Source organism: Bradyrhizobium sp. GW821-FHT12B03 (assembly GCF_058807535.1).
The window spans coordinates 64,412-85,260 of the sequence record NZ_JBXAQU010000027.1 but is presented as its reverse complement, the minus strand read 5'-3'; the positions used below and the strand labels follow the sequence as shown (position 1 = coordinate 85,260).

The window sequence follows — 20,849 nt, the reverse complement described above, 5'->3', positions numbered from 1 at the left end:
GAAGATGTGATGCGGCGCCTGATCTGGCTCTCGGTGGTTGCGGCGATTGCGATCGCCTATCCGCTGCTGCTGTCTTCGCCGTTCCAGCAGCGCCTCGGCGCGCTGGTGCTGCTTTATGCCATTGCGGCCTCCGCCTGGAATATCGTCGGCGGCTATGCCGGGCAGGTGTCGGTAGGGCACGTCGTGTTCTTTGGTTGCGGCGCCTATGCTGCGATGGGGAGTTACGCCAAATTCGGCCTGTCGCCGCTGTTCGGCATCCCCGGCGGCATCGTTGTCGCGGTTGCGCTCGCTGCGATCATCGGCGTGCCGACGCTGCGGCTATCAGGTCATTATTTCAGCATGGCGACGATCGCGGTCGCCGAGACGATGCGACTGATCGTCACCAACACCGAATGGCTGGGTGCGGCCGTCGGCCTCTCGGGGCCGACCGTGCCGCGCAATATCTTCGACCTCTCGTTCCTGTCGTCGCTGCCGTATTATTATCTCTTCCTCGCCGTTCTCGTGATCACGCTGCTGATCACCTGGTGGATGACCAACAGCCGGATGGGGTTTTACCTGCGCGCGATCAAGGATTCCGAACGCGCCGCGCGCTCGCTCGGCGCGCCTGCCAGCCGCACCAAACTCTATGCCTACATGCTGAGCGCGGCGCTGACGAGTGTTGCGGGTGCGCTCTATGCGATGATGTTCGGCTTCGTCGATCCCGAGTCCGGTCTCGGCATCCTGATCTCGGTCAAGATCCTGATTATGGCGGCGCTGGGCGGGGCAGGGTTGCTGTTCGGGCCGCTGGTGGGGGCTGCGATCCTGGTGCCGCTGGAGGAGATCTCCAACAGCTGGCTCGGCGGCAAGGGCGCAGGCCTCACCTTCGTGCTCTATGGCGCGATCATCGTCGTGATCGCGCGCTTCCAGCCCGGCGGTCTGCTCAGCCTGTTCACGCGGCGCCGCAAGCCCGGCGCAGACACAGGAGCCGGCCATGCTCCTTGAGGCACGCGGGATCACAAAGGCGTTCGGCAGCTTCAAGGCGGTGGACGATGCCTCCGTGACGCTGGAGCAGGGCGACATCCTCGGCCTGATCGGCCCGAACGGCGCGGGAAAATCCACCTTCTTCAACTGCCTCACCGGCGATCTCAAGACCACCTCCGGCCGCGTGCTGTTCGAGGGCAGCGACATCACCGACTTCACGCCGGAGCAGCGCGCCGGGCTCGGGCTCGCCCGCACCTTCCAGGTGCCGCAGACCTTTGAGGGCATGACGGTGCTCGAGAACGTCATGATCGGCGCGTTCCTCCGCACGCCCCACCGCAAGGAGGCCGAGACCAAGGCGCGCGCCGTGCTGGAGCGTGTCGGCATGATCAGGCTTGCGGATGCGCCGGCGCGCTCGCTCGGCACGCCCGGCCGCAAGCGGCTGGAGATCGCGCGTGCGCTTGCGACCGAACCAAAAGTGCTGCTGCTCGACGAGGCCATGGCCGGCCTCAACGCGCATGAGGTGAGGCTCGCGATCGATCTCGTCCGCGACATCCACCGCTCCGGCATCACGCTCGTCATCGTCGAGCACATCATGGAAGTGATCATGTCGCTCGCCAGCCGCGTGATGGTGTTCCACCAAGGCAAGGAGATCGCCCGCGGCTCGCCGCGCGACGTGACGTCCAATCCGGCCGTGATCGAGGCCTATCTCGGCAAGCGTGCAGCGAAGGCGGCCGCTGGCCACACGCCGGTCGAACTGATGGGCGGGCCGGACCTATGAGCGGGGCGCTGCTGCGGATCGAGCACCTCGAGGTGCGCTATGGCGACCTCATCGGCGTCTCCGACGTGTCGCTGGAGGTGCCCGAGGGCAGCGTCGTCGCGCTGCTCGGCTCCAATGGCGGCGGCAAGACCACGACGCTGAACGCGATCGCCGGGCTCATCCCCGTGCATTCGGGATCGATCAGCTTCCGCGGCGAGGACATCGCCGGCCAGAAGGCCTTTGCGATCGTGCGCAAGGGACTGGCGCTGTCGCCGGAGGGCTGGCGTCTCTTCGTGCAGCAGAGCGTCGAGAACAATCTGATGCTCGGCGCCACGCCGCTGCACGACAGGTCGCGCCAGGCCGCGCTGCTCGAACGCGTCTACGAGATCTTTCCGCGCCTGAAAGAGCGCCGCAACCAGCGCGCCGGCACCATGTCCGGGGGCGAGCGGCAGATGCTGGCGGTCGGCCGCGCGCTGATGAGCGACCCGAAGCTGTTGATGCTGGACGAGCCCTCGCTCGGCCTCGCGCCAGCGGTGGTCGAATCCATGTACGAGACCTTCGGCCGCCTGCATCGCGAGGGCCTGACCATCCTGCTCGCCGAGCAGTCGATCGAGCTCGCCCTTGAGGTCTCGGATTTCGCCACAGTGCTGCAGGTCGGCAAGAGCGTGCTGTCCGGCACGGCGGCTGCGCTCGCGGAAGACCCGCAGGTGCAGAAGGCCTATCTCGGGGTGGGGTGACCCGTCTTCTGGCGGAGCAGTCGCGACAGGCGTCAGCGAATGGTGTTACGCTTGCGTAGCTTGCGGGGTCCCCGGGAGATTGGACCATGTTCTCAGACGCGATCGGATTTGAAGTCCCGACCGCCAGATATCTTTTGAAGCAAGGCGAAGAGGGCGAAGGCGTCGCCTATCTCGAACAGTTCGTTGCGAAAGGCTCTGTCCTGGCGATGATCGAGATGGCCGAACATCTGTATGACAAGGGGGATCAATCCTCCAGCCTGGCGTGGATGGAGCGGGCGGAGGCATCGATCGCTGCCGACGACTTCGAGTCGCTGCTCTATCTCGCTGGCGCCTTGCGAAGGGGCCTCGGGGCCGGGACGGCCCAGGAGCGCCACTTCAGGGCCTTCAGTCTGAAGGTGCGTGTGGCCGAGTCAGGTCATTTGCCGACCACTCGAGAGATGATCGTGAATAGTCTCCACGGCCTCAACGGCGCCCCGAAGGATAGCGAACGCGCCATCTACTGGCTCAGAAAGGCCGCGGCGCTCGGAGACGAGAAGGCGAAACAGATCCTTCGTGAGGAGGGCTTGTCATAGCTCCGCCTGAAGAAGTAGCGACAGGCAGCCCGGTGTCGCATTACGAAGCGCCGTTCGAATTCGCCGGACGGCTCCTATGCGTCACCGTCGGTAACGCGCAGATGGCGCGGCAGTGAGGGCCCTTACTTGATCTTGTCGTAGGCCGCCGCGAAATCGCCTAGCGGCATCGGGATCGCGATGGTCTCCTTGGCCATGTTCTGGAAGGAGACCTTCAACTGCTTGCCCGAGCGCAAGGCCGCGAGCAGGTCCGGCGCGATCGGAGTCGAGGCGTAGCAGCCGCGGTTCTCGCAGGTCTGGATCTGGAGGTCGACCGTCTTGCCTTCGTCGACCTGGAGCTTGGCGCCGATCGGAAGGTTGAGACCGAGCGGCAATTGCAGCAGTGCCACCGGCGTGCGGGTGTCGGGCGCGATGCGGATGTTGATCAGGATGATGGTCTGGCCGGTCTTGGTCAGCACCGCGTTCTGCTCCATCGCGCATTCGAGCGGCGCGTCGCGGCTGACGCTGGTGCAGCGCACGACCCAGCCGCCCTGCTGCGCCGGGGCACCGTCGGCCTGCGGCTGCGTCGGGGCCGGTGCGGGCTGTGCGGCCGGAGGCGCGGCGTTCTTCTTGGCGCCCTGCTGGGCGTACGCGACACCGGTCGACAACAGCAGAGCGGCGGCGAGGGCGACAAGTCTGGATTGCATGGGCATGGCGTAATCGCGTTGGCGTGAACCGGGGGTCTCGCTGTAGCGTTGCGAGACGCGCGGTGCAAGCCTACTCGGCGGCTTCCTTGACGGTGCCGTGCGCGGGCGCCTCGTGGCCTTCGCCGTCACCCGTACGGCCCCAACCCGAGAACCAGTTGTTGAGCTCGTCGAGATAGAGATAGACGACCGGGGTGGTGAACAGCGTCAGCGCCTGGCTGACGATCAGGCCGCCGACCATGGCGTAGCCGAGCGGCTGGCGGATCTCCGCGCCGGTGCCGTGGCCGAGCATCAGCGGCACGCCGCCGAGCAGCGCCGCCATCGTCGTCATCATGATCGGGCGGAAGCGCAGCAGCGCGGCCTGGCGGATCGATTGCTCCGGCGTCTTGTGCTCGTCGCGTTCGGCGGCGATGGCGAAGTCGACCATCATGATGCCGTTCTTCTTCACGATGCCGATCAGAAGAATGATTCCGATCAATGCAATGAGGCTGAAGTCGAAGCCGGCCGCCATCAGGATCAGGAGCGCGCCGACGCCGGCCGAGGGCAGGGTCGACAGGATCGTGATCGGGTGGATGTAGCTCTCGTAGAGGATGCCGAGGATCAGATAGACCACGACGAGGGCGGCGAGGATCAGCAGCGGCACGGTGCCGAGCGACTGTTGGAACGCCTGCGCGGTGCCCTGGAAGCTCGAATTGAGCGTCGGCGGCGCGCCGAGGTCGGCCATCGCCTTCTGCACGGCCTCGGTGGCCTGGCCCAGCGCGACGCCTTGCGCGAGGTTGAAGCTGATCGTGATCGCCGGGAACTGGCCCTGGTGGCTGATCGAGAGCGGGCGGACCGGATCGGTGGTCCAGGTCGCGAAGGTCGACAGCGGTACCTGGTCGCCGGTCAGCGGTGATTTCAGATAGAGCTTGTTCAGGCTGTCGAGATTGCCCTGCAGCTCCGGCAGGATCTCGAGGATCACCTTGTAGGTGTTGAGCTGGGTGAAATACTGCGTGACCTGGCGCTGTCCGAAGGCGTCATACAGCGTGTCGTCGATCAGCTGCGGCTGGATACCGTAGCGCGAGGCGGTGTCGCGGTTGATCTTGAGCTGAACCGTGGTGCCCTGCGTCTGCTGGTCGGTCGCGACGTCGCGCAGCTCCGGCAGCGTCTGCATCTTGGCGAGGATTTTCGGCGCCCAGTCGTTGAGCTCGGTGAGATCGGCGTCCTGCAAGGTGAATTCGAACTGCGTGCGCGTCGGCCGGCCGCCGAGCCGGACGTCCTGGGCCGCCTGCATGTAGAGGCGGGCGCCGGACACCTTCTCCAGCTTGGGACGCAGCCGCGCGATGATCTGCTGTGCGGAGGCCTCGCGCTCGCTGCGCGGCTTCAGCGTGATGAACATGTTGCCGTTGTTGCCGGCGCGGCCGCTGCCGCCGATGTTCATCGCGATCGTGGCGACGTCGGGGTCTTCCATCACGATCTTGCCGAGCTCGACCTGGCGGCGCTGCATCTCCTTGAACGAGATGTCCTGGGACGCTTCCGAGGTCGCCGTAATCAGGCCGACGTCCTGTTGCGGGAAGAAGCCCTTGGGGATCAGGACGAACAGGTAGATCGACAGGCCCAGCGTGGCGAAGAAGATCAGAAGCGTGGTGCGGCGCCAGGCCAGGGCATGGTCGAGGATGTATTCGTAGCCCCGCAGCATCCCGTCAAAGGCGCGCTCGCTCCATTGGTAGAACTTGCCGTGGGTCACCTCGCCATGGGCGCGCAGGAAGCGCGAGGCCATCATCGGCGTCAGGGTCAGCGACACGAACATCGAGACGAAGATGGTCATCGCCAGCACGACGGCGAACTCGCGGAACAGTCGCCCGATGATGCCGCCCATCAGCAGCAGCGGGATCAGCACGGCGACCAGCGAGATGCTGATCGAGACGATGGTGAAGCCGATTTCCTTGGACCCCTTGAAGGCGGCCGCCATCGGCGACTCGCCTTCCTCGATGTAGCGCGTGATGTTCTCCAGCATCACGATGGCGTCGTCGACGACGAATCCGACTGCGATCGTGAGTGCCATCAGCGACAGATTGTCGAGCGAATAGCCGACGACCCACATCAGGGCGCACGCGCCCAGCAGCGCCAGCGGAACCGTGATGGTGGGAATGACGGTCGCCCAGAAGCTGCGCAGGAAGATGAAGATGACCATGACCACGAGGGCGATGGTCAGCAGCAGCGTGAACTGGACGTCCTCGACCGCGGCGCGGATGGTCGTGGTGCGGTCGCTGATGAGCTCGATCTTGATGGCGGGCGGAATTGCCGCCACGAGGCGAGGCAAGGTCGCCTTGATCCGGTCCACGGTCTCGATGACGTTGGCGCCCGGCTGCTTGAATATCACCAGGAACACGCCGCGCTTGCCGTTGGCCCAGGCCGCCTGCTTGGCGTCTTCGGCGCCGCTGACCGCCTGGCCGATGTCGCGGATCCGCAACGGGCCGCCGTTGCGATAGGCGATGATGACGTCGTTCCAGTCCTTGGACTGGGTCAGCTGGTCGTTGGCGTAGATCGTGTAGGCGCGCTTGTCGCCGTCGATATTGCCCTTGGGGCTGTCGACCGTGGTGATCGCGATCTGGCTGCGCACGTCCTCCATCGACAGGCCCTTGGCGACGAGTTTCGCCGGGTCGATCTGAATGCGGATGGACGGTTTCTGCTGGCCGCCGATGAACACCTGCGCGACGCCGGAGAGCTGGCTGATCTGCTGGGCGAGCTGGGCGTCGACGGCGTCGCTGACGCTGGTCAGGGGCAGCGTGTCGGAGGTTGCCGACAGCAGCAGGATCGGCGCATCGGCCGGATTGACCTTGCGGTAGGTCGGCGGCGAGGGAAGATTCTTCGGCAGTTGGCCGCTGGCGGCGTTGATGGCGCCCTGCACGTCATTGGCAGCGCCGTCGATGCTGCGGTTGAGGTCGAACTGGATGGTGATCGACGCGGTGCCCAGATAGCTCGTCGAGGTCATCTGGGCGATGCCGGGGATCTGGGCGAACTGGCGTTCCAGCGGCTGGGCCACCGACGAGGCCATGGTCTCTGGGCTGCCGCCCGGCAGGTTGGCGGTGATCTGGATGGTCGGGAAGTCGACCTGCGGCAGCGGGGCCACCGGGAGCAGGGGATAGGCGACGAGACCGACAAAGAGGATGCCGGCCATCAGCAGCGAGGTGCCGATGGGATAACGGATGAAAGGTGCCGAAATCCCGCCCTCGGTCATTCCTGTCGTACCTTGTTCTGCGCCGGGTCCGAACTCGCCACCGCCGTCGAGACGAGGCTTCCGGGCTGCACCTTGAATTGACCGCCGGTGATCACCTGCTGCCCGGGCGTGAGGCCTTCGTCGACGACCGAACGTCCGTCGATCGCGTAGCTGACCTTTATCTTGTGCACTTCGGCCTTGTTGTCCTGATTGACGGTGTAGGCGTAGAGACCGTTGGTCGAATGCTGAACCGCGTCATCCGGGACCACGGTCGCATCCTTCAGCGTCCGCACCAGAAGCCGCGTCGAGACCGACTGTCCCGGCCACAGCGTGTGGTCCTTGTTGTCGAACACCGCCTTGAGCCGGATAGTCCCGCTGGTCGTGTCGACCTGGTTGTTGACGACGGCGAGCTTGCCCTCGGCCAGCGTCTTCTTGCCGTCGGTGGTGAACGCGATCACCTTGAGTGCCCCGGCCTTCTGGCCCTCGCTGATATAGGCGAGCTGATCCTCCGGCGCCGTGAAGATCACCGAGATCGGCTCGACCTGCGAGATCGTGACGATGCCGGTCTGCGTCGAGGCGTTGACGATGTTGCCGACGTCGACCTGGCGCAGGCCGGCGACCCCGGTGATCGGCGCCTTGATCTGGGTGTAGTCGAGCTGGGTCTGGGCATTGGAGATCGCGGCGTCGTCCGCGGCGATCTGGGCGGTGAGCTGGGCGACGGTGGAGCGCTGGGTGTCGACCCGCTGGGCGGTGGCGAATTCGCCGAGCTTCATGGCGCGCTGCAGCTCGAGATTGGCGTTCGCCAGATTTGCCTCGTCCTGCGCCTTCTTGGCCTTGGCCTGGTCGAGCGCGGCTTGATAGGGGCGGGGATCGATCGAGACCAGAAGCTCGCCCTCTTTGGCGATCTGGCCTTCGGTGAAGGCGATCTTGTCGATCTGGCCGTCAACCCGGGGCCGGACCTGGACGGTGTTGAAACCCTGAACCGTGCCGAGGCCGGTCAGGTAGACCGGGAAGTCGGTCTTCTGGACCGGCGCAACGCTCACGGGAATGGCGGGCGCGCGGGGCGGACCTTTTTGTGCCGTCTGGGTTTTCCCGGCGTTTGGCGAGCCGAATTTCTGCCAGCCATAGTAACCCGCGGAGGCCACGGCCGCGATGATCAGAATCCAGAGGATCGGCCGTGTTTTTTTCATATCGGCTCGTGTCGGCTCGTGTGCCCTCAGCTACGAATTGTGGGGCAATCGTAGGGTTCCAAGGCGCTTGTATAATACACGCCAAGTTCCAGTGTAAACAGCACTATCGGTTGGGAATCCTAAACAATTGGAAAGCTTTGCACCGCCTGTGCAGCTCTCTGGCGCATCGGTGTGCAGTGCTGCATTTTCCCGGCACGAGCGACCAGCGTGCAAAAATCAGGCAATGCGCGCAACCAGTGTGGGCGGGCGCGGGAAGTTGCGGGCGAGGTCTGGGGAGGCGCGGCCAGGAGTTGCGGGATTCGCTCTTTCCGAGAACGGTTCTAAACCGCCCGGGACGCGTTTCGGTTGTCAGCAAAATCGGTATCGTCCATATCGGCGCCTCCACAACGGGGGCGCATGATGGACGAATTGAACGGCAAGCTGATCGCGTGTCAGATTCTGATCACGGGATTGATCGCCCGCGTCGCCAACGAGCAGCGCGATCCCTTGCGCTTCCTCACCGACTTCCGCGACGAGATCAAAGCGGTGGTCAACGGCGTCAACATCGCCGGCATGGACAACACCGATCGCGTGCGCGCCGTCGCGCTGAAAACCGTCGATGAATTGTTCTCGCTGATGAAGCCGCCGAGCAGTGATTGATGCTCGAATGCGACCACCGATTTCGCGGTATTTCTCGCGCTCGATTTAGAACGACTCCAATCTCTTCTTAGAACCGTTTCAAACTACAGTTTAGAATCGTTTTGATCTGGACTTATTCAAGGGTTCTCGCGGCTTGCTCGCATTGACCCGCTATTTTGCCGCCGATACCAACAGCCCTAATCGCTCATCGAAGTGAATGAGCGAACATGAAGATGGGGCGTGTTGTAATGGGGCAGGTGGTCGCACCGAAGTCGTTGCGTTCGGTCGCAGCGTTCGATCCGGCGGAAGAAAAGTCCGCGGGCATTTCCGGCAAGAAGGTCTCGGCGGTCGCGAGCTTGATCGCGGTGGCATCGGTGTCGAGCGGCGCAGAGGCGCAGCAGTCGAACCTGCCGCCGGTGACGGTCGATGCGCCGGTCCAGCGTCCGCGTCCGACGGCCTCGAAGCCGACGCCGGATCAGGTCCGCGCCCGCAACGCGCTGCGCCGCGCCGCGGAGCGCCAGCAGGCGGCGCAACAGGCCGCTCCCGCCACGCCGTCCGGCCCCGCCGACCGCAATCCCTATGCCGATCCGGCCGCACCCTACAAGGTCGACCGCGTCCAGGCTTCGGGCAAGTTTCCCGAGCCGATGTTGAACACGCCGAAGACGATCACGGTGCTCAGCAAGGAAGTGCTGGACGACAAGAACGCCACGACGCTGAAGGAAGTCGGCCGCTCGACCGCCGGCGTGACGCTGGGATCGGGCGAGGGCGGCAACGCGTTCGGCGACCGCTTTTTCATCCGCGGCTTCGATGCGCGCAACGACGTCTTCATCGACGGCATCCGCGATCCCGCGGTGTCCATTCGCGAGAACTTCTTCACCGAGCAGCTCGAGATTTTGCGCGGCCCAGCCTCGTCCTATGCGGGCCGCGGCACCGCGGGCGGCGCGATCAACATCGTCACCAAGCAGGCGACCGATCGCAACTTCCAGAACGCCGAGACGACGTTCGGCACCGACATGACCAAGCGCGTCACGATCGACGTCAACCAGGTCATCGACCCGACCTTCTCGGTGCGCGTTGGCGGCCTGTTCCAGGACGCCAACGTCGCCGGTCGCAACTACGTGACCGACAATCGCTGGGGCACCTTCATCTCGACCAAATACGCCCCAACCAACGACTTCAAGATCACCACCAACTACGTCCACACCGATCTCAGCGGCTACCCGGATTTCGGCGTGCCCTACTACAAGCAGGGCAACGTGCCAGCCACTGAAGCGGGCATTCCGCGCGGGACCTGGTACGGCCTCCTCAATCGCGACTTCCAGACCGCGCGGCAGGATTTCGGCACGTTGACGGCCGAGTACAAGCCGACCAACAACATCACCCTGACCAGCCGGACCCGTATGGAGCAGTCGACGCTGGAATATATCGGCACATTGCCGCAGTCGCCCATCACGACCAGTTCTGATCCGACCAAGTGGACGATCACCGCGAGCGCGCAGAGCCGCAACCAGTGGGTCGACGTCATCGCCAACCAGGAAGACGCCACGTTCAAGTTCAACACGGGATCGGTCAAGCACACGGCGGTGACCGGGCTCGAGGTCTCGAACGAGCGTATTGGAATCGGCCGCTACAACGGGCTTGCGTCGGAGGCGTTTGGATCGGGATTCAGCAGCAATGGTGCTCTGACCCTCCAGAACATGTATTCGCCGGGCTACACCAACAGCCCCGGTCCGTTCAATCCGGTGCTCACCGGCGATCCGACCCACTACAACGTCGACAGCGGCGCCGTCTACGCGATGGACACCGCGAACTGGGAAGACACCATCATCGTGAATGGCGGCGTGCGCTGGGACAACTACGCGCTGAGATCGTCGATCGCCGCGGCTTCGAGCAGCGTCAACTCGGACTTCGTCAACTACAACGCCGGCATCGTCTACAAGCCCGTTCCGATCGGCAGCCTCTATGCGGCCTATGCGACCTCGACCAACCCGTTCGGCTCTGAACTCGATGCGACCGGTGCGGACTATGGCGCGAACACGCCGACAAATACCACGATCCTTGGGCCCGAGCAGAACAAGGCAGCGGAAGTCGGCACCAAATGGGAGCTGTTCGACCGTCATCTTCTCGTGAGCGGCGCGCTGTTCCAGACCACCAAGGACAATGCGCGCGAAACCGTCGGCACTACGCTGACGTCGGGTGCGGCGTACCGGATCCAGGGCATCGACATCGAGGCCAGCGGCAAGCTGACCGATCGCTGGAGCATCTTCGGCGGCATCGTGCTGATGGAGTCGAAGGTGACCAAGAGCAACATCGCGGGCAATGTCGGCCTGCCGCTCGCCAACGTCGCGCACCAGTCCTTCAGCCTCTTGAGCAAGTACAAGTTCGATGGCGATTGGGAGGTTGGTGGCCAGGCGGTGTTCCGTTCCAAGGTCTATGGCGGCACCTTCGGTGCCAACACCGGCACGCTGATCCCGAGCTACTGGCGCTTCGACGCGTTCGTGGAGAAGAAGATCGACAAGAACTGGACCATGAAGTTCTACGCGCAGAACCTCACCAACAAGCTCTATTACGACACGCTCTACCGCAGCGCGACGCCGTTCGTGGCGGTCGCGCCGGGCAGGGCGTTCTACATCGTGACGTCGGCGAAGTTCTGATCATGCTGACGTGCCTGCCTGGCGTCCTGAGCAAAGATGATGTGGCGGATTTCCGCCGCATCATGGACGCCAGCGAATGGGAGGACGGCCGCTCGACGGCGGGCTCGCAGTCGGCCATGGTCAAGCGCAACGAGCAATTGCCGCCCGACAGCGAGGTCGCGCGCAAGCTCGGCAACCGCGTCATCTCGGCGCTGACGTCGAACCCGCGCTTCGTCGCGGCTGCGATCCCGCTTCAGATCTTCCCGCCGCTGTTCAACCGCTATGCGGCCGATAGCGGCCACCATTTCGGCCTGCATGTCGACAATGCGATCCGCGGCGACCGCCTGACCGGCCTTCGCATCCGCACAGACCTGTCGGTCACGCTGTTCCTCGCCGAGCCGGAGGAGTACGACGGTGGCGAACTTGTGATCGAGGACACCTACGGTTCGCACGAAGTCAAGTTGCCAGCGGGCGATTGCGTGCTCTATCCCTCGACCAGCCTGCATCTCGTGACGCCGGTGACCCGGGGAACGCGGGTTGCGTCTTTCTTCTGGCTTCAGAGCATGATACGGGACGATCAAGCCCGGAGCATGATCTTTGACCTCGACACCGCGATTCAGGCGCTGGTGGAACGGCTCGGGCGTGACGATCCCGAAACGGTCAAATTGACGGGTATCTATCACAACCTCATTCGCTACTGGGCCGAAGTATGAAGATCATGTCCTTCCGAGCAAGCCTTGCCGCAGCCTTGATGCTGGCGGCTGCCTGGTTCGCATCGCCTGTTTCTGCCCAGACACAAACCCCGGCGGCGACGCCGCCGACCGCTCAGGCCCCCGTCGCCAGCCCGGCTCCGGCTCCGGCTGCGGCCGCCCCTGTCGCGGCTGCGCCGGCCGCCCCCTCGGCCACCGCACCGGCGGCGAAGTCAGAAGCCGCGAAGTCGGACGTGGTCTCCGTTGGCGTGCCGGGCATGAAGGAATTGTCCCCCTGGGTGATGTTCCTGTCGGCCGACGTCGTCGTGAAGTCGGTGATGATCGGGCTCGCCTTTGCCTCGCTGATGACCTGGACCGTCCTGATCGCCAAGTCGTTCGAGCTGTCGGTCGCGTCCGGCAGGCTGCGTTCGGCGCTGAAGAAGATCTCGGAGGCACGCTCGCTCGCCGAAGCGCAGATGGCGCTCGGTGCCAAGCAGGGCATCCTGCCGTCCTTCCTGGCGGCGGCGCTGCGCGAGGCGCGGATGTCGGCCGGCCTGTCCAGCGATTCCGGCATCAAGGAGCGCGCCGCCTCGAGCTTCCAGGAGATCGTGCGTGCAGAAGCGCGGCGCATCCGCATCGGCATGGGCGTGCTCGCAACCATCGGCTCCACGTCGCCCTTCGTCGGCCTGTTCGGCACCGTCTGGGGCATCATGAACAGCTTCATCGGCATCTCGAAGTCGCAGACCACGAACCTCGCCGTCGTCGCGCCCGGCATCGCCGAGGCGCTGCTCGCCACCGCGATCGGCCTCGTCGCCGCCATTCCCGCCGTCATCATCTACAATCACTTCTCGCGCGTGACGAAGAGCTATCTCGAGCTCGTCAGCCGTGCCTCGGGCGCGGCGGCGCGGCTGCTCTCGCGCGATCTCGACCGTAGCCACGGCAGCGTGCATTCGCGCGCGGCGGAGTGAACCATGGCCGTTTCGCTCACGGACAACGATGACGACGACGATTTCTCGGAAACGCATGACATCAACGTCACGCCGTTCATCGACGTCATTCTGGTGCTGCTGATCATCTTCATGGTCGCAGCTCCGCTGTCCACGGTCGATCTGCCGATCGATCTGCCGACGTCGAGCGCGATGCCGCAGAAGAAGCCGGACAAGCCGACCTATCTCAGCATCAGGCGCGATCTGACGATCGCCATCGGCGAGGAGACCGTTCACCGCGCCGAGCTGACCACGACCCTCGATGCGATGTCCGACATGAGCAAGGACAAGTACGTCTTCCTGCGGGCCGATCGCTCCGTGCCCTATGGCGAGTTGATGGGGGTCATGGAGCTGCTACGCTCCGGCGGCTACACGCGGGTGAAGCTGGTTGCGCTCGAGGGGCCTCCCACGGCGGCGGGAGCGCCTGCCGCCGGCCCTGCGCAGCCCTAGAGGTCAGTTCATGCCTGACGTCGAGCTCGAACCCAGATCATCCCGACGGCTTTGGATTTTGGCCGCGATCGCGGCGCTCGTCCTCCATGTGGGCGGAGCGGCGCTCGCGCTCGCAAATCTGAAGGCCGACGACGGCGACGAAGGGCTGGGCGCTGCGGGGGCGGAGTTCGCAGTCGAGATGACGTCGCCGCCGGCTCAGGAATCCGACAGGGCACCCGGGCCCCAGGATTCCGAGGAGCAGGAAGAGCGCCCGGAGATGCCGGAGCAGAAGGCCGAGGTCAAAGAGTCGGACCTGCCGCAGGATCGGCCGCAACAGGTCGAGGAGGCCGATCGCCTCGTCACCGAGAACAAGCCGAAGAAAGAGCAGGACGAGGAGCCGAAGATCGCCGCCGTCGAGACGCCCGCCATGGAGGCCGCGCAGAAGTCGATTGCGATGGAGCGGCAGACCTTCGAGGACGCAACGCGCGAGGCCGAGAAGGCCATGGCGCCGGCGCTCGGCATCGGCAAGGACCTGCTGAAACTGACGGCCGACTGGAACCGCAAGATCAGCGCGCATCTTTCGGCGCACAAGGTCAATCCGGAAGGCAAGGACCCCAATAACGAGACGGCCAAGGTGAGCTTTGCGCTCAACCGGATGGGCAACGTGCTTTCGGTGGAGGTCGTGACGTCATCCGGGGATAAGGCCTACGATGCCGCGGCGATCGCCATGGTCCGCAAGTCCGACCCGTTCCCGCAGCCGCCTGCCGCGCTGACCGAGGATCGGATCGAGCGTACCGTCGAGATCGTCTTCAAGCCGCCGGACGAGAAGAAAAAGAAGAAGCAGGCTCAGCGCCAGTAGAGGCGGATGCCGACATAGACCACGACCAGGCAGGCGAAGATCAGCGCCACCGGCAGCGGCCGTTGCTGGGTTCCGCCGGCCGCGCTCGCCCCGAAGAAGTTGACCTTCTTGGGTTTCGGTTCTGGGCGGCGGAAAGCGGTAACATTATCCGCCGCGGGCTCAGCCGGGCGGGGGCGAACGTCGGGTGGGGTTCCGCCGCCGCCCATCTCGGCATAGTAGGCCTTGTAGATCGCGCCGATCGTGGCTTCGGTGGCCTCGCCCTCGCTCATCTGCGCCAGCAGGTTCTTGTAGCTGCTAAGGAACTCCTGGGCCTCCGGAGGCAGTGCGGATGACCCGTTGAGCTTGGCCATCATCTTCCAGGTGGCAAAATCGGCGCGGGCACGGGTGTCCGCGCGTCGCGCGATCAGCATATCGGCAGCTTTGACCAAGTCGGCCTCTGGCCCTTCGGCTTGTGTTCGGGGTGTTCTGTTCAACTACGCATTGCCGGTCAGGAAGAGAACAGCCTGAATCACATAACCGGTCAACGTTCCCAGTATTGCTGAAATAACATCAAGATTTAGACCGAACTGCGAGCCCGCGAGCGGCAGCAGGATCAACAGGGCGATCAGGATCAGCATACCGAACGGCTCGAGCCGCGCCAGCGGCAGGGCGAGCGGCCGCGGCAGCAAGCCGACCGCGACCCGCCCGCCATCGAGCGGCGGGATCGGCATCATGTTGAACACGGCCAGCACGGCGTTGATCCGGATCGCATTGACGAGGTTGTTGGCAATCCAATCCGCCGCGCTCTCCGGCGCGAGGGACACGGCGTGAGCGGCCAGTCCGGCGGCGAGCGCCAGCAGGATGTTGGTGGCGGGACCGGCCAACGCCACCCAGACCATGTCGAGCCTGGGGTTGTTGAGCTTGCGGAAATTCACCGGCACCGGCTTGGCGTAGCCGAACAGGAATGGCGAATGCGCGAACAGCAGCATCGCCGGCAGGATCAGGGTGCCGAACGGATCGATGTGGCGGAGCGGATTGAAGCTGACGCGGCCGAGCTGCGAGGCCGTGTTGTCGCCGAGACGGTTCGCGACGAAGGCGTGCGCGGCCTCGTGGAAGGTGATGGCGAGCACCAGCGGCAGCACCCACACGGAGAGGTCATAGAGGGAAATGTTCACGGCTCGTTTGTCCCGGTTTGCCTGCGGCCTTGCAGCCGTCCCAGCCAACCGGCCGTGCAGCAACGCTTCACCTCAACATAGGGTGGCCGATTCTGAAATGCCACGCCGCAGATGACCGGCGAGACCCGTAGCCGCCGTGCCGGCACAAATTCACGCCGGGATGGTCGTCTGATATTGCGTCAGGCCATCGTCGAGCTTCAGCCAGGCGAGCTTCTCCGACACCCAGATGTGCTCGGTCGGCGCAAAGGCGTTGCGGTCGTCAAAGGTCGCGAGCGAAACGCCCGCCAGCGTGCCGTTGCGCCGCCAGGCGAACAGGCGCGTGCCGCAGCGCTTGCAGAACACGCGGTCGATGTTCTCGGACGAGGCATAGCGCTCGGTGTCACCCTCGACGGTCAATGCGCGCTGGTCGAATTGCGCGCGGGCAAAATAGGGCGAGCCCATCGCCTTCTGGCAGAGGCGGCAATGGCAGATGCGGACGTTGAGCGGCTCGCCCTCCGCCTTGAACCGCACTGCGCCGCACAGGCATCCGCCTTCCCGGATCATGACTGCCTCTCAATAGGTTGCGCGACCGCCCGAGATGTCGAACACGGCGCCGGTCGAGAATGCACAGTCCTCGGACGACAGCCACGCCACCATCGCGGCGAGCTCTTCCACCAGCACGAAGCGCGCTTTCGGGATCTTCGACAGCATGAAGTCGATATGCTGCTGCGTCATCTGGTCGAAGATCGCGGTCCTGGCGGCGGCCGGCGTCACCGCATTCACCAGGATGTCATGTGCGGCCAATTCCTTGCCGAGCGACTTCGTCAGCGCGATCAGGCCAGCCTTGGAGGCCGAATAATGCGAGGCGTTGGGATTGCCTTCCTTGCCGGCGATCGAGGCGATGTTCACGATGCGCCCGTATTTCTGCTTGAGCATCGTGGGCACGATGGCCTTGCAGACGATGAAGGGGCCGTCGAGATTGATGCGCAGCACCTTGCGCCATTCCTCGAGGTCGGTCTCCCAGACCGGCTTGTTGACGCCGGCGATGCCGGCATTGTTGACGAGGATGTCGACCTTGCCGAAGGCGGCCAGCGTGGCGTCGCGCGCCTGCTCGACGGCTGCGGGGTCGGTGACGTCGACCTTGAAGACCTTTGTCTCGCCGCCGACTTCCTTCGCCGTCTTCTCGGCCAGCGCGGCGTCGAAATCCCAGATCGCGACTTTGGCGCCGGAGGCGACGAAGCGCTCGGTGATGGCGCGGCCAAAGCCCTGCGCGCCGCCGGTGACGATTGCGACGCGGCCGTTGAGATCGATCTTGTTCATGCTGGAGGCCTCTGGCGTCAGAGCATGTAGCCGCCGTCGACGACGAGGTCGACGCCGGTGGTGAAGGCGCTCTCGTCGCTGCCGAGATAGACCGCCATGGAGGCGATCTCGTCGGCGGTGCCGAGCCGGCCCATCTTCTGGCGGGAGATGAACATCTCCTTGCCCTGCGGCCCTTGCGCGGCGGCGCGGTCGAGCATCGAGGGCGTCTCGACGGTGCCGGGGCAGATCGAGTTGCAGCGGATGCCCTTGGTGATGAAGTCGAGCGCGACGGCGCGAGTCAGCAGCGACACGGCGGCTTTCGACGAGCTGTAGACGTAGCGATTGGCCGGCGGCCGCAGCGCTGCGCAGGACGAGATGTTGACGATGCTGCCGCCGCCGCCCGCCAGCATGTCGGGCAGGAACGCCCTGATGGTCCGGTGCATCGACTTGACGTTGAGGTCGAACGAGAAGTCGAAATCCTCTTCCGAGCATTCCAGGATGGTGCCGTGGTGCACGAAACCTGCCGCGTTGAGCAGGATGTCGATCTTGCCGATGCGCTTGGCGAAGGCGTTGACGTCGGCGGTGTTGCGGACGTCGAGTCTTGCGACCTCGGCGATGCCTTCCTTGGTCAGGCCCGCGATGCCGGCCTCGTTGATGTCGGTGGCGATGACGGTTGCGCCTTCACGCGCGAATGCGACGGCGCATGCGCGCCCGATGCCCGCTGCCGCAGCTGTGATGACGGCGCGCTTTCCCTTGAGGCGGTCTGCCATTTTGTTCTCCCTTGTGTTCATTCGAATGCCAACCCCACCTCATTGCGAGGAGCTCGTGACAAAATTGCGTAGCAATTTTGCACTGATGCGACGAAGCAATCCAGGCTGTCTCCGCGGAGATATCTCTGGATTGCTTCGCTTCGCTCGCAATGACGATGTGGCCGTTAATGATTATCCCGCGCCACACCAAACGTGCCGGCGACGTTCTGGTAGCGCGTGGCGAGCTCCATGCAGGCACCGGTCGACTGCTGGCCGACGGTGTTGCGATAAAGCTCCTGCCACGGCGTCTGGTTTGCCGGATGCTTGAAGCCGCCATTGGCCATCAGCTCGGCGTGACGCTTCTTCACCTCGTCGTCCGAGATCAGGATGTTGGCGCTGCCCTTGTTGAGGTCGATGCGCACCTTGTCGCCGGTCTTGAGGATCGCAAGCCCGCCATTGGCGGCCGCTTCCGGCGAGGCATTGAGGATCGAGGGCGAGCCCGAGGTCCCGGACTGACGGCCGTCGCCGATGCAGGGCAGGGAGTGGATGCCGCGTTTGATCAGCGCTGCCGGCGGCTGCATGTTCACGACCTCGGCGCCGCCGGGATAGCCGATCGGGCCGGTGCCGCGGATGAACAGCACGCAGCGCTCGTCGATGTCGAGCGAGGCATCGTCGATCCGCTCGTGATAGTCCTCGGGCCCCTCGAACACGATGGCGCGGCCCTCGAAGGCGTTGAGGTCTTTCGGATTGCTCAGGTAGCGATCGCGGAATTCCTTGGAGATCACGCTGGTCTTCATGATCGCGGAATCGAACAGATTGCCCTTCAGCACCAAGAAGCCGGCGTCCTTCACCAGCGGCTTGTCGTAGGCCCGGATCACGTCGTTGTCGGGGACCGGCGCGTCCTTGCAGTTCTCGCCGATGCCGCGGCCGTTGACGGTGACGGCGTCCTCGTGGATGCGCTTGTGCTTCATCAATTCGCGCACCACTGAAGGCACGCCGCCGGCGCGGTGGAATTCCTCGCCGAGATAGAAGCCGGCCGGCTGCATGTTGACCAGCAGCGGCACGTCGTGGCCGAATTTCTGCCAGTCGTCGATCGACAGCTCGACGCCGATGTGGCGCGCCAGCGCGTTGATGTGGATCGGCGCGTTGGTCGAGCCGCCGATCGCCGAGTTGATCACGATGCAGTTCTCGAACGCCTTGCGGGTCAGGATGTCCGAGGGCTTGAGATCTTCCCAGACCATCTCGACGGCGCGCTTTCCGGTCTCGTAGGCGATCTGGCCGCGCTCGCGGTAGGGCGCGGGAATCGCCGCGCAGCCCGGCAGCGAGAAGCCGAGCGCTTCGGCAAGCCCGTTCATGGTCGAGGCCGTGCCCATGGTGTTGCAATGGCCGACCGAGGGCGCCGACGACGCCACGATCTCCATGAACTCCTCATAGTCGATCTCGCCGGCGGCGAGCCGCTCGCGCGACTTCCAGACGATGGTGCCGGAGCCGGTGCGCTCGCCATTGTGCCAGCCGTTGAGCATCGGGCCGCCCGAGAGCACGATTGCCGGCAGGTTCACGGTTGCCGCCGCCATCATGCAGGCGGGCGTGGTCTTGTCGCAGCCGGTGGTCAGCACCACGCCGTCGAGCGGATAGCCGTAGAGGATTTCGACCAGGCCGAGATAGGCGAGGTTGCGGTCGAGCGCGGCGGTCGGGCGCTTGCCGGTCTCCTGGATCGGATGGGTCGGGAATTCCATCGCAATGCCGCCGGCCTCGCGGATGCCTTCGCGGACGCGATGGGCAAGCTCGATATGGTGGCGGTTGCAGGGCGAGAGGTCGTTGCCGGTCTGCGCAATGCCGATGATCGGCTTGCCGGATTGCAGTTCGGCGCGGGTGAGGCCGTAGTTGAGGTAGCGCTCCATATAGAGCGCGGTCATCCCCGGATTATGCGGGTTGTTGAACCATTCCTGCGAGCGGAGGTGGCGGCGCGTGCCGTTACCGGCGGGCGCGTGCCCATTGGTTGGCTTTTTTGTCATTGGTTTCTCCTGCAATGCAAACGCACTGGCGTCGGTCACCGGCGTAGGTTTTGGTCGGTCGGCTTGTGCGATGCCCAACGGCGTGAGCGATGCTGTGCCTGCCCGTTGGCGGGTCGTTTCCTCACAAGTTCGATACTAGTCATGGCCACTTGGTAACGCTACCATTTTGTTCGGCGCACCTCCGCCGGATACGGCTGGCCTGCTGTCCGAATGACGCGACGCCGAGCTTTGCCGCTCGATGACCTTGAAGCCGAGATCAAGCACCGGCTGCTCCGGGCGCCGTCCGTCGATCGCCTCGATCAGCATGGTGGCCGCCGTCTTGCCCATCTCGTAACGGTTGGTGCGCACGCTGGTGAGGGTGGGGACGGCGGAGGCCATGAACTCGAGGTCGTTGAAGCCGACGATCGCGATCTGCTCGGGGACCGCGATCTCGCGGCGCCGGCATTCGAACAGCACGCCGAGCGCGAGGTCGTCATTGGCGCAGAATACGGAATCGATGCCGGGCTCCCGCGCCAGCAAATCCGTGAACAGGGCGCCGCCGAGCGTCACCGAGGTCGGTGTCGCCGTCGTGACGACGAGGCGCTGCTCGAACAGGGAGGCGTCCTTCATGGCCGAGACGTATCCGTCCAGCCGCCGCTGCACCCGCGGGTCCATGCGCGCGCCGACGAATCCGACCTTGCGGTGACCTTGCGCGAACAGGTGGGCAATGGCCGCGCGGGCTGCATCATAGTGGGAAAAGCCGATCATCATGTCGACCGGATTGGGCCCGATCTCCATGATCTGCACGATCGGGCAGTCGGCGGCCTCCAGCATCGCGCGCGATTCCGCGGTCTGGTCGATGCCGGTGACGATCAGCCCGGCCGGCTTCTGCGCAAGAAACAGGCGCAGCAGCTTCTCCTCCTGGAGGATGCTGTAACGGGTGTTGGACAACTGGATCGAGTATCGGCCGCCTTCGGAGGCGTCATAGATGCCGCGCAGCACGTCGGAAAACACGTTGTTGGTCAGTGACGGAATCAAGACGCCGATCACCTCGGTGCGTTGCGAGGCCAGCGCACGTGCCGCAAGATTCGGCACATAGCCGAGCTCTCTGGCCGCGCTTTCGACCCGCGTCCGCTTGGCGACCGACAGCGCCTCGGGATTACGGAAGAAGCGGGACGCCGTGATCGGGCTCACGCCGGCAAGCTCGGCGACTTCCGCCAGCCGGATTTTGCCTGACTTGGTGCGTTTTCGACCCATTTGTTGCTCTTAACACAGTCGCCCTCGCAAACAAAGGAACGTTGACAGCGCTACCAGCAACGACTAACCAAAGACAAATTGCCAAAGCCGCACAAACTGCCGACAATG

General features: G+C 64.6%; 20 protein-coding genes. 10 read left to right on the top strand and 10 right to left on the bottom strand.

Going from position 1 to position 20,849, the window contains the following annotated elements:
• The first annotated feature begins 9 nt into the window (after positions 1-9).
• From AC1RUR_RS35250 to AC1RUR_RS35235, 4 genes are all read left to right on the top strand, one after another.
• Positions 10-981, top strand: a complete 972-nt coding sequence (locus tag AC1RUR_RS35250) for a branched-chain amino acid ABC transporter permease (RefSeq protein ID WP_492852693.1) — start codon at positions 10-12, stop codon at positions 979-981.
• Positions 971-1,738: an ABC transporter ATP-binding protein gene (locus AC1RUR_RS35245; RefSeq protein ID WP_492852691.1), complete on the top strand. Its 768-nt coding sequence runs from the start codon at positions 971-973 to the stop codon at positions 1,736-1,738. Before AC1RUR_RS35250 ends, AC1RUR_RS35245 begins: the two co-directional genes overlap by 11 nt.
• Entirely contained in the window at positions 1,735-2,454 is a 720-nt protein-coding gene (locus AC1RUR_RS35240) for an ABC transporter ATP-binding protein (RefSeq protein ID WP_492852689.1), read from the top strand. Before AC1RUR_RS35245 ends, AC1RUR_RS35240 begins: the two co-directional genes overlap by 4 nt.
• An 86-nt stretch (positions 2,455-2,540) precedes the next feature.
• A complete protein-coding gene (locus AC1RUR_RS35235) occupies positions 2,541-3,026 on the top strand; it encodes an SEL1-like repeat protein (RefSeq protein WP_492852687.1) in 486 nt (161 codons plus the stop codon).
• A 122-nt stretch (positions 3,027-3,148) separates the two neighbouring features.
• Here the strand turns inward: AC1RUR_RS35235 and AC1RUR_RS35230 are convergent, their stop codons facing one another.
• From AC1RUR_RS35230 to AC1RUR_RS35220, 3 genes are all read right to left on the bottom strand, one after another.
• Positions 3,149-3,715: an invasion associated locus B family protein gene (locus AC1RUR_RS35230; protein ID WP_492852685.1), complete on the bottom strand. Its 567-nt coding sequence runs from the start codon at positions 3,713-3,715 to the stop codon at positions 3,149-3,151.
• Between the two features lie 64 nt (positions 3,716-3,779).
• The gene (locus AC1RUR_RS35225; RefSeq protein WP_492852683.1) at positions 3,780-6,926 is read right to left on the bottom strand and encodes a multidrug efflux RND transporter permease subunit; all 3,147 of its coding nucleotides are present in this window, start codon (positions 6,924-6,926) and stop codon (positions 3,780-3,782) included.
• Positions 6,923-8,095, bottom strand: a complete 1,173-nt coding sequence (locus AC1RUR_RS35220) for an efflux RND transporter periplasmic adaptor subunit (protein ID WP_492852681.1) — start codon at positions 8,093-8,095, stop codon at positions 6,923-6,925. Before AC1RUR_RS35220 ends, AC1RUR_RS35225 begins: the two co-directional genes overlap by 4 nt.
• 399 nt (positions 8,096-8,494) lie before the next feature.
• Here AC1RUR_RS35220 and AC1RUR_RS35215 point away from each other — a divergent pair, with 399 nt between their 5' ends.
• The 6 genes from AC1RUR_RS35215 (at position 8,495) to AC1RUR_RS35190 (ending at position 14,309) form a co-directional block, all read left to right on the top strand.
• Positions 8,495-8,734, top strand: a complete 240-nt coding sequence (locus AC1RUR_RS35215) for a hypothetical protein (RefSeq protein WP_492852739.1) — start codon at positions 8,495-8,497, stop codon at positions 8,732-8,734.
• 227 nt (positions 8,735-8,961) lie between these two features.
• Positions 8,962-11,367, top strand: a complete 2,406-nt coding sequence (locus AC1RUR_RS35210; RefSeq protein WP_492852737.1) for a TonB-dependent receptor — start codon at positions 8,962-8,964, stop codon at positions 11,365-11,367.
• A gap of 2 nt (positions 11,368-11,369) precedes the next feature.
• Positions 11,370-12,059 (top strand): Fe2+-dependent dioxygenase, encoded by a 690-nt coding sequence (locus tag AC1RUR_RS35205; protein WP_492852679.1) that lies wholly within the window; start codon positions 11,370-11,372, stop codon positions 12,057-12,059.
• Positions 12,056-13,003 (top strand): tonB-system energizer ExbB, encoded by a 948-nt coding sequence (exbB, locus tag AC1RUR_RS35200; RefSeq protein ID WP_492852677.1) that lies wholly within the window; start codon positions 12,056-12,058, stop codon positions 13,001-13,003. Before AC1RUR_RS35205 ends, exbB begins: the two co-directional genes overlap by 4 nt.
• Before the next feature lie 3 nt (positions 13,004-13,006).
• On the top strand, positions 13,007-13,471 hold the full coding sequence (exbD, locus tag AC1RUR_RS35195; protein ID WP_492852675.1) for a TonB system transport protein ExbD: 465 nt from the start codon (positions 13,007-13,009) through the stop codon (positions 13,469-13,471).
• Between the two features lie 10 nt (positions 13,472-13,481).
• A complete protein-coding gene (locus AC1RUR_RS35190; protein ID WP_492852673.1) occupies positions 13,482-14,309 on the top strand; it encodes an energy transducer TonB in 828 nt (275 codons plus the stop codon).
• Here AC1RUR_RS35190 and AC1RUR_RS35185 read toward each other — a convergent pair.
• The 7 genes from AC1RUR_RS35185 to gntR all read right to left on the bottom strand — a co-directional run bounded on the left by AC1RUR_RS35185 (position 14,297) and on the right by gntR (position 20,741).
• Positions 14,297-14,719 (bottom strand): hypothetical protein, encoded by a 423-nt coding sequence (locus AC1RUR_RS35185; RefSeq protein ID WP_492852735.1) that lies wholly within the window; start codon positions 14,717-14,719, stop codon positions 14,297-14,299. The genes AC1RUR_RS35190 and AC1RUR_RS35185 overlap by 13 nt on opposite strands.
• A 63-nt stretch (positions 14,720-14,782) precedes the next feature.
• Positions 14,783-15,463 (bottom strand): site-2 protease family protein, encoded by a 681-nt coding sequence (locus AC1RUR_RS35180; RefSeq protein WP_492852671.1) that lies wholly within the window; start codon positions 15,461-15,463, stop codon positions 14,783-14,785.
• Between the two features lie 150 nt (positions 15,464-15,613).
• Positions 15,614-16,006, bottom strand: coding sequence for a GFA family protein (locus AC1RUR_RS35175; protein ID WP_492852669.1), 393 nt, complete (start codon positions 16,004-16,006; stop codon positions 15,614-15,616).
• Between the two features lie 9 nt (positions 16,007-16,015).
• On the bottom strand, positions 16,016-16,762 hold the full coding sequence (locus AC1RUR_RS35170; protein WP_492852667.1) for an SDR family NAD(P)-dependent oxidoreductase: 747 nt from the start codon (positions 16,760-16,762) through the stop codon (positions 16,016-16,018).
• A gap of 17 nt (positions 16,763-16,779) precedes the next feature.
• Positions 16,780-17,511: an SDR family oxidoreductase gene (locus AC1RUR_RS35165; RefSeq protein WP_492852665.1), complete on the bottom strand. Its 732-nt coding sequence runs from the start codon at positions 17,509-17,511 to the stop codon at positions 16,780-16,782.
• A 164-nt stretch (positions 17,512-17,675) separates the two neighbouring features.
• A complete protein-coding gene (locus AC1RUR_RS35160; RefSeq protein WP_492852663.1) occupies positions 17,676-19,505 on the bottom strand; it encodes an IlvD/Edd family dehydratase in 1,830 nt (609 codons plus the stop codon).
• Between the two features lie 135 nt (positions 19,506-19,640).
• Positions 19,641-20,741, bottom strand: coding sequence for an HTH-type transcriptional regulator GntR (gene gntR, locus AC1RUR_RS35155; RefSeq protein ID WP_492852661.1), 1,101 nt, complete (start codon positions 20,739-20,741; stop codon positions 19,641-19,643).
• Positions 20,742-20,849: the final 108 nt, after the last annotated feature.

Coding starts and splice junctions, on each gene's coding strand:
- AC1RUR_RS35250 (WP_492852693.1), top strand. CDS start 10: ATGCGGCGCCTGATCTGGCTCTCGGTGGTTGCGGCGATTGCGATCGCC.
- gntR (WP_492852661.1), bottom strand. CDS start 20,741: ATGGGTCGAAAACGCACCAAGTCAGGCAAAATCCGGCTGGCGGAAGTC.
- AC1RUR_RS35185 (WP_492852735.1), bottom strand. CDS start 14,719: ATGCTGATCGCGCGACGCGCGGACACCCGTGCCCGCGCCGATTTTGCC.
- AC1RUR_RS35220 (WP_492852681.1), bottom strand. CDS start 8,095: ATGAAAAAAACACGGCCGATCCTCTGGATTCTGATCATCGCGGCCGTG.
- AC1RUR_RS35170 (WP_492852667.1), bottom strand. CDS start 16,762: ATGAACAAGATCGATCTCAACGGCCGCGTCGCAATCGTCACCGGCGGC.
- AC1RUR_RS35240 (WP_492852689.1), top strand. CDS start 1,735: ATGAGCGGGGCGCTGCTGCGGATCGAGCACCTCGAGGTGCGCTATGGC.
- AC1RUR_RS35210 (WP_492852737.1), top strand. CDS start 8,962: ATGGGGCAGGTGGTCGCACCGAAGTCGTTGCGTTCGGTCGCAGCGTTC.
- AC1RUR_RS35215 (WP_492852739.1), top strand. CDS start 8,495: ATGGACGAATTGAACGGCAAGCTGATCGCGTGTCAGATTCTGATCACG.
- exbB (WP_492852677.1), top strand. CDS start 12,056: ATGAAGATCATGTCCTTCCGAGCAAGCCTTGCCGCAGCCTTGATGCTG.
- AC1RUR_RS35225 (WP_492852683.1), bottom strand. CDS start 6,926: ATGACCGAGGGCGGGATTTCGGCACCTTTCATCCGTTATCCCATCGGC.
- AC1RUR_RS35190 (WP_492852673.1), top strand. CDS start 13,482: ATGCCTGACGTCGAGCTCGAACCCAGATCATCCCGACGGCTTTGGATT.
- AC1RUR_RS35235 (WP_492852687.1), top strand. CDS start 2,541: ATGTTCTCAGACGCGATCGGATTTGAAGTCCCGACCGCCAGATATCTT.
- AC1RUR_RS35175 (WP_492852669.1), bottom strand. CDS start 16,006: ATGATCCGGGAAGGCGGATGCCTGTGCGGCGCAGTGCGGTTCAAGGCG.
- AC1RUR_RS35205 (WP_492852679.1), top strand. CDS start 11,370: ATGCTGACGTGCCTGCCTGGCGTCCTGAGCAAAGATGATGTGGCGGAT.
- exbD (WP_492852675.1), top strand. CDS start 13,007: ATGGCCGTTTCGCTCACGGACAACGATGACGACGACGATTTCTCGGAA.
- AC1RUR_RS35160 (WP_492852663.1), bottom strand. CDS start 19,505: ATGACAAAAAAGCCAACCAATGGGCACGCGCCCGCCGGTAACGGCACG.
- AC1RUR_RS35245 (WP_492852691.1), top strand. CDS start 971: ATGCTCCTTGAGGCACGCGGGATCACAAAGGCGTTCGGCAGCTTCAAG.
- AC1RUR_RS35165 (WP_492852665.1), bottom strand. CDS start 17,511: ATGGCAGACCGCCTCAAGGGAAAGCGCGCCGTCATCACAGCTGCGGCA.
- AC1RUR_RS35230 (WP_492852685.1), bottom strand. CDS start 3,715: ATGCCCATGCAATCCAGACTTGTCGCCCTCGCCGCCGCTCTGCTGTTG.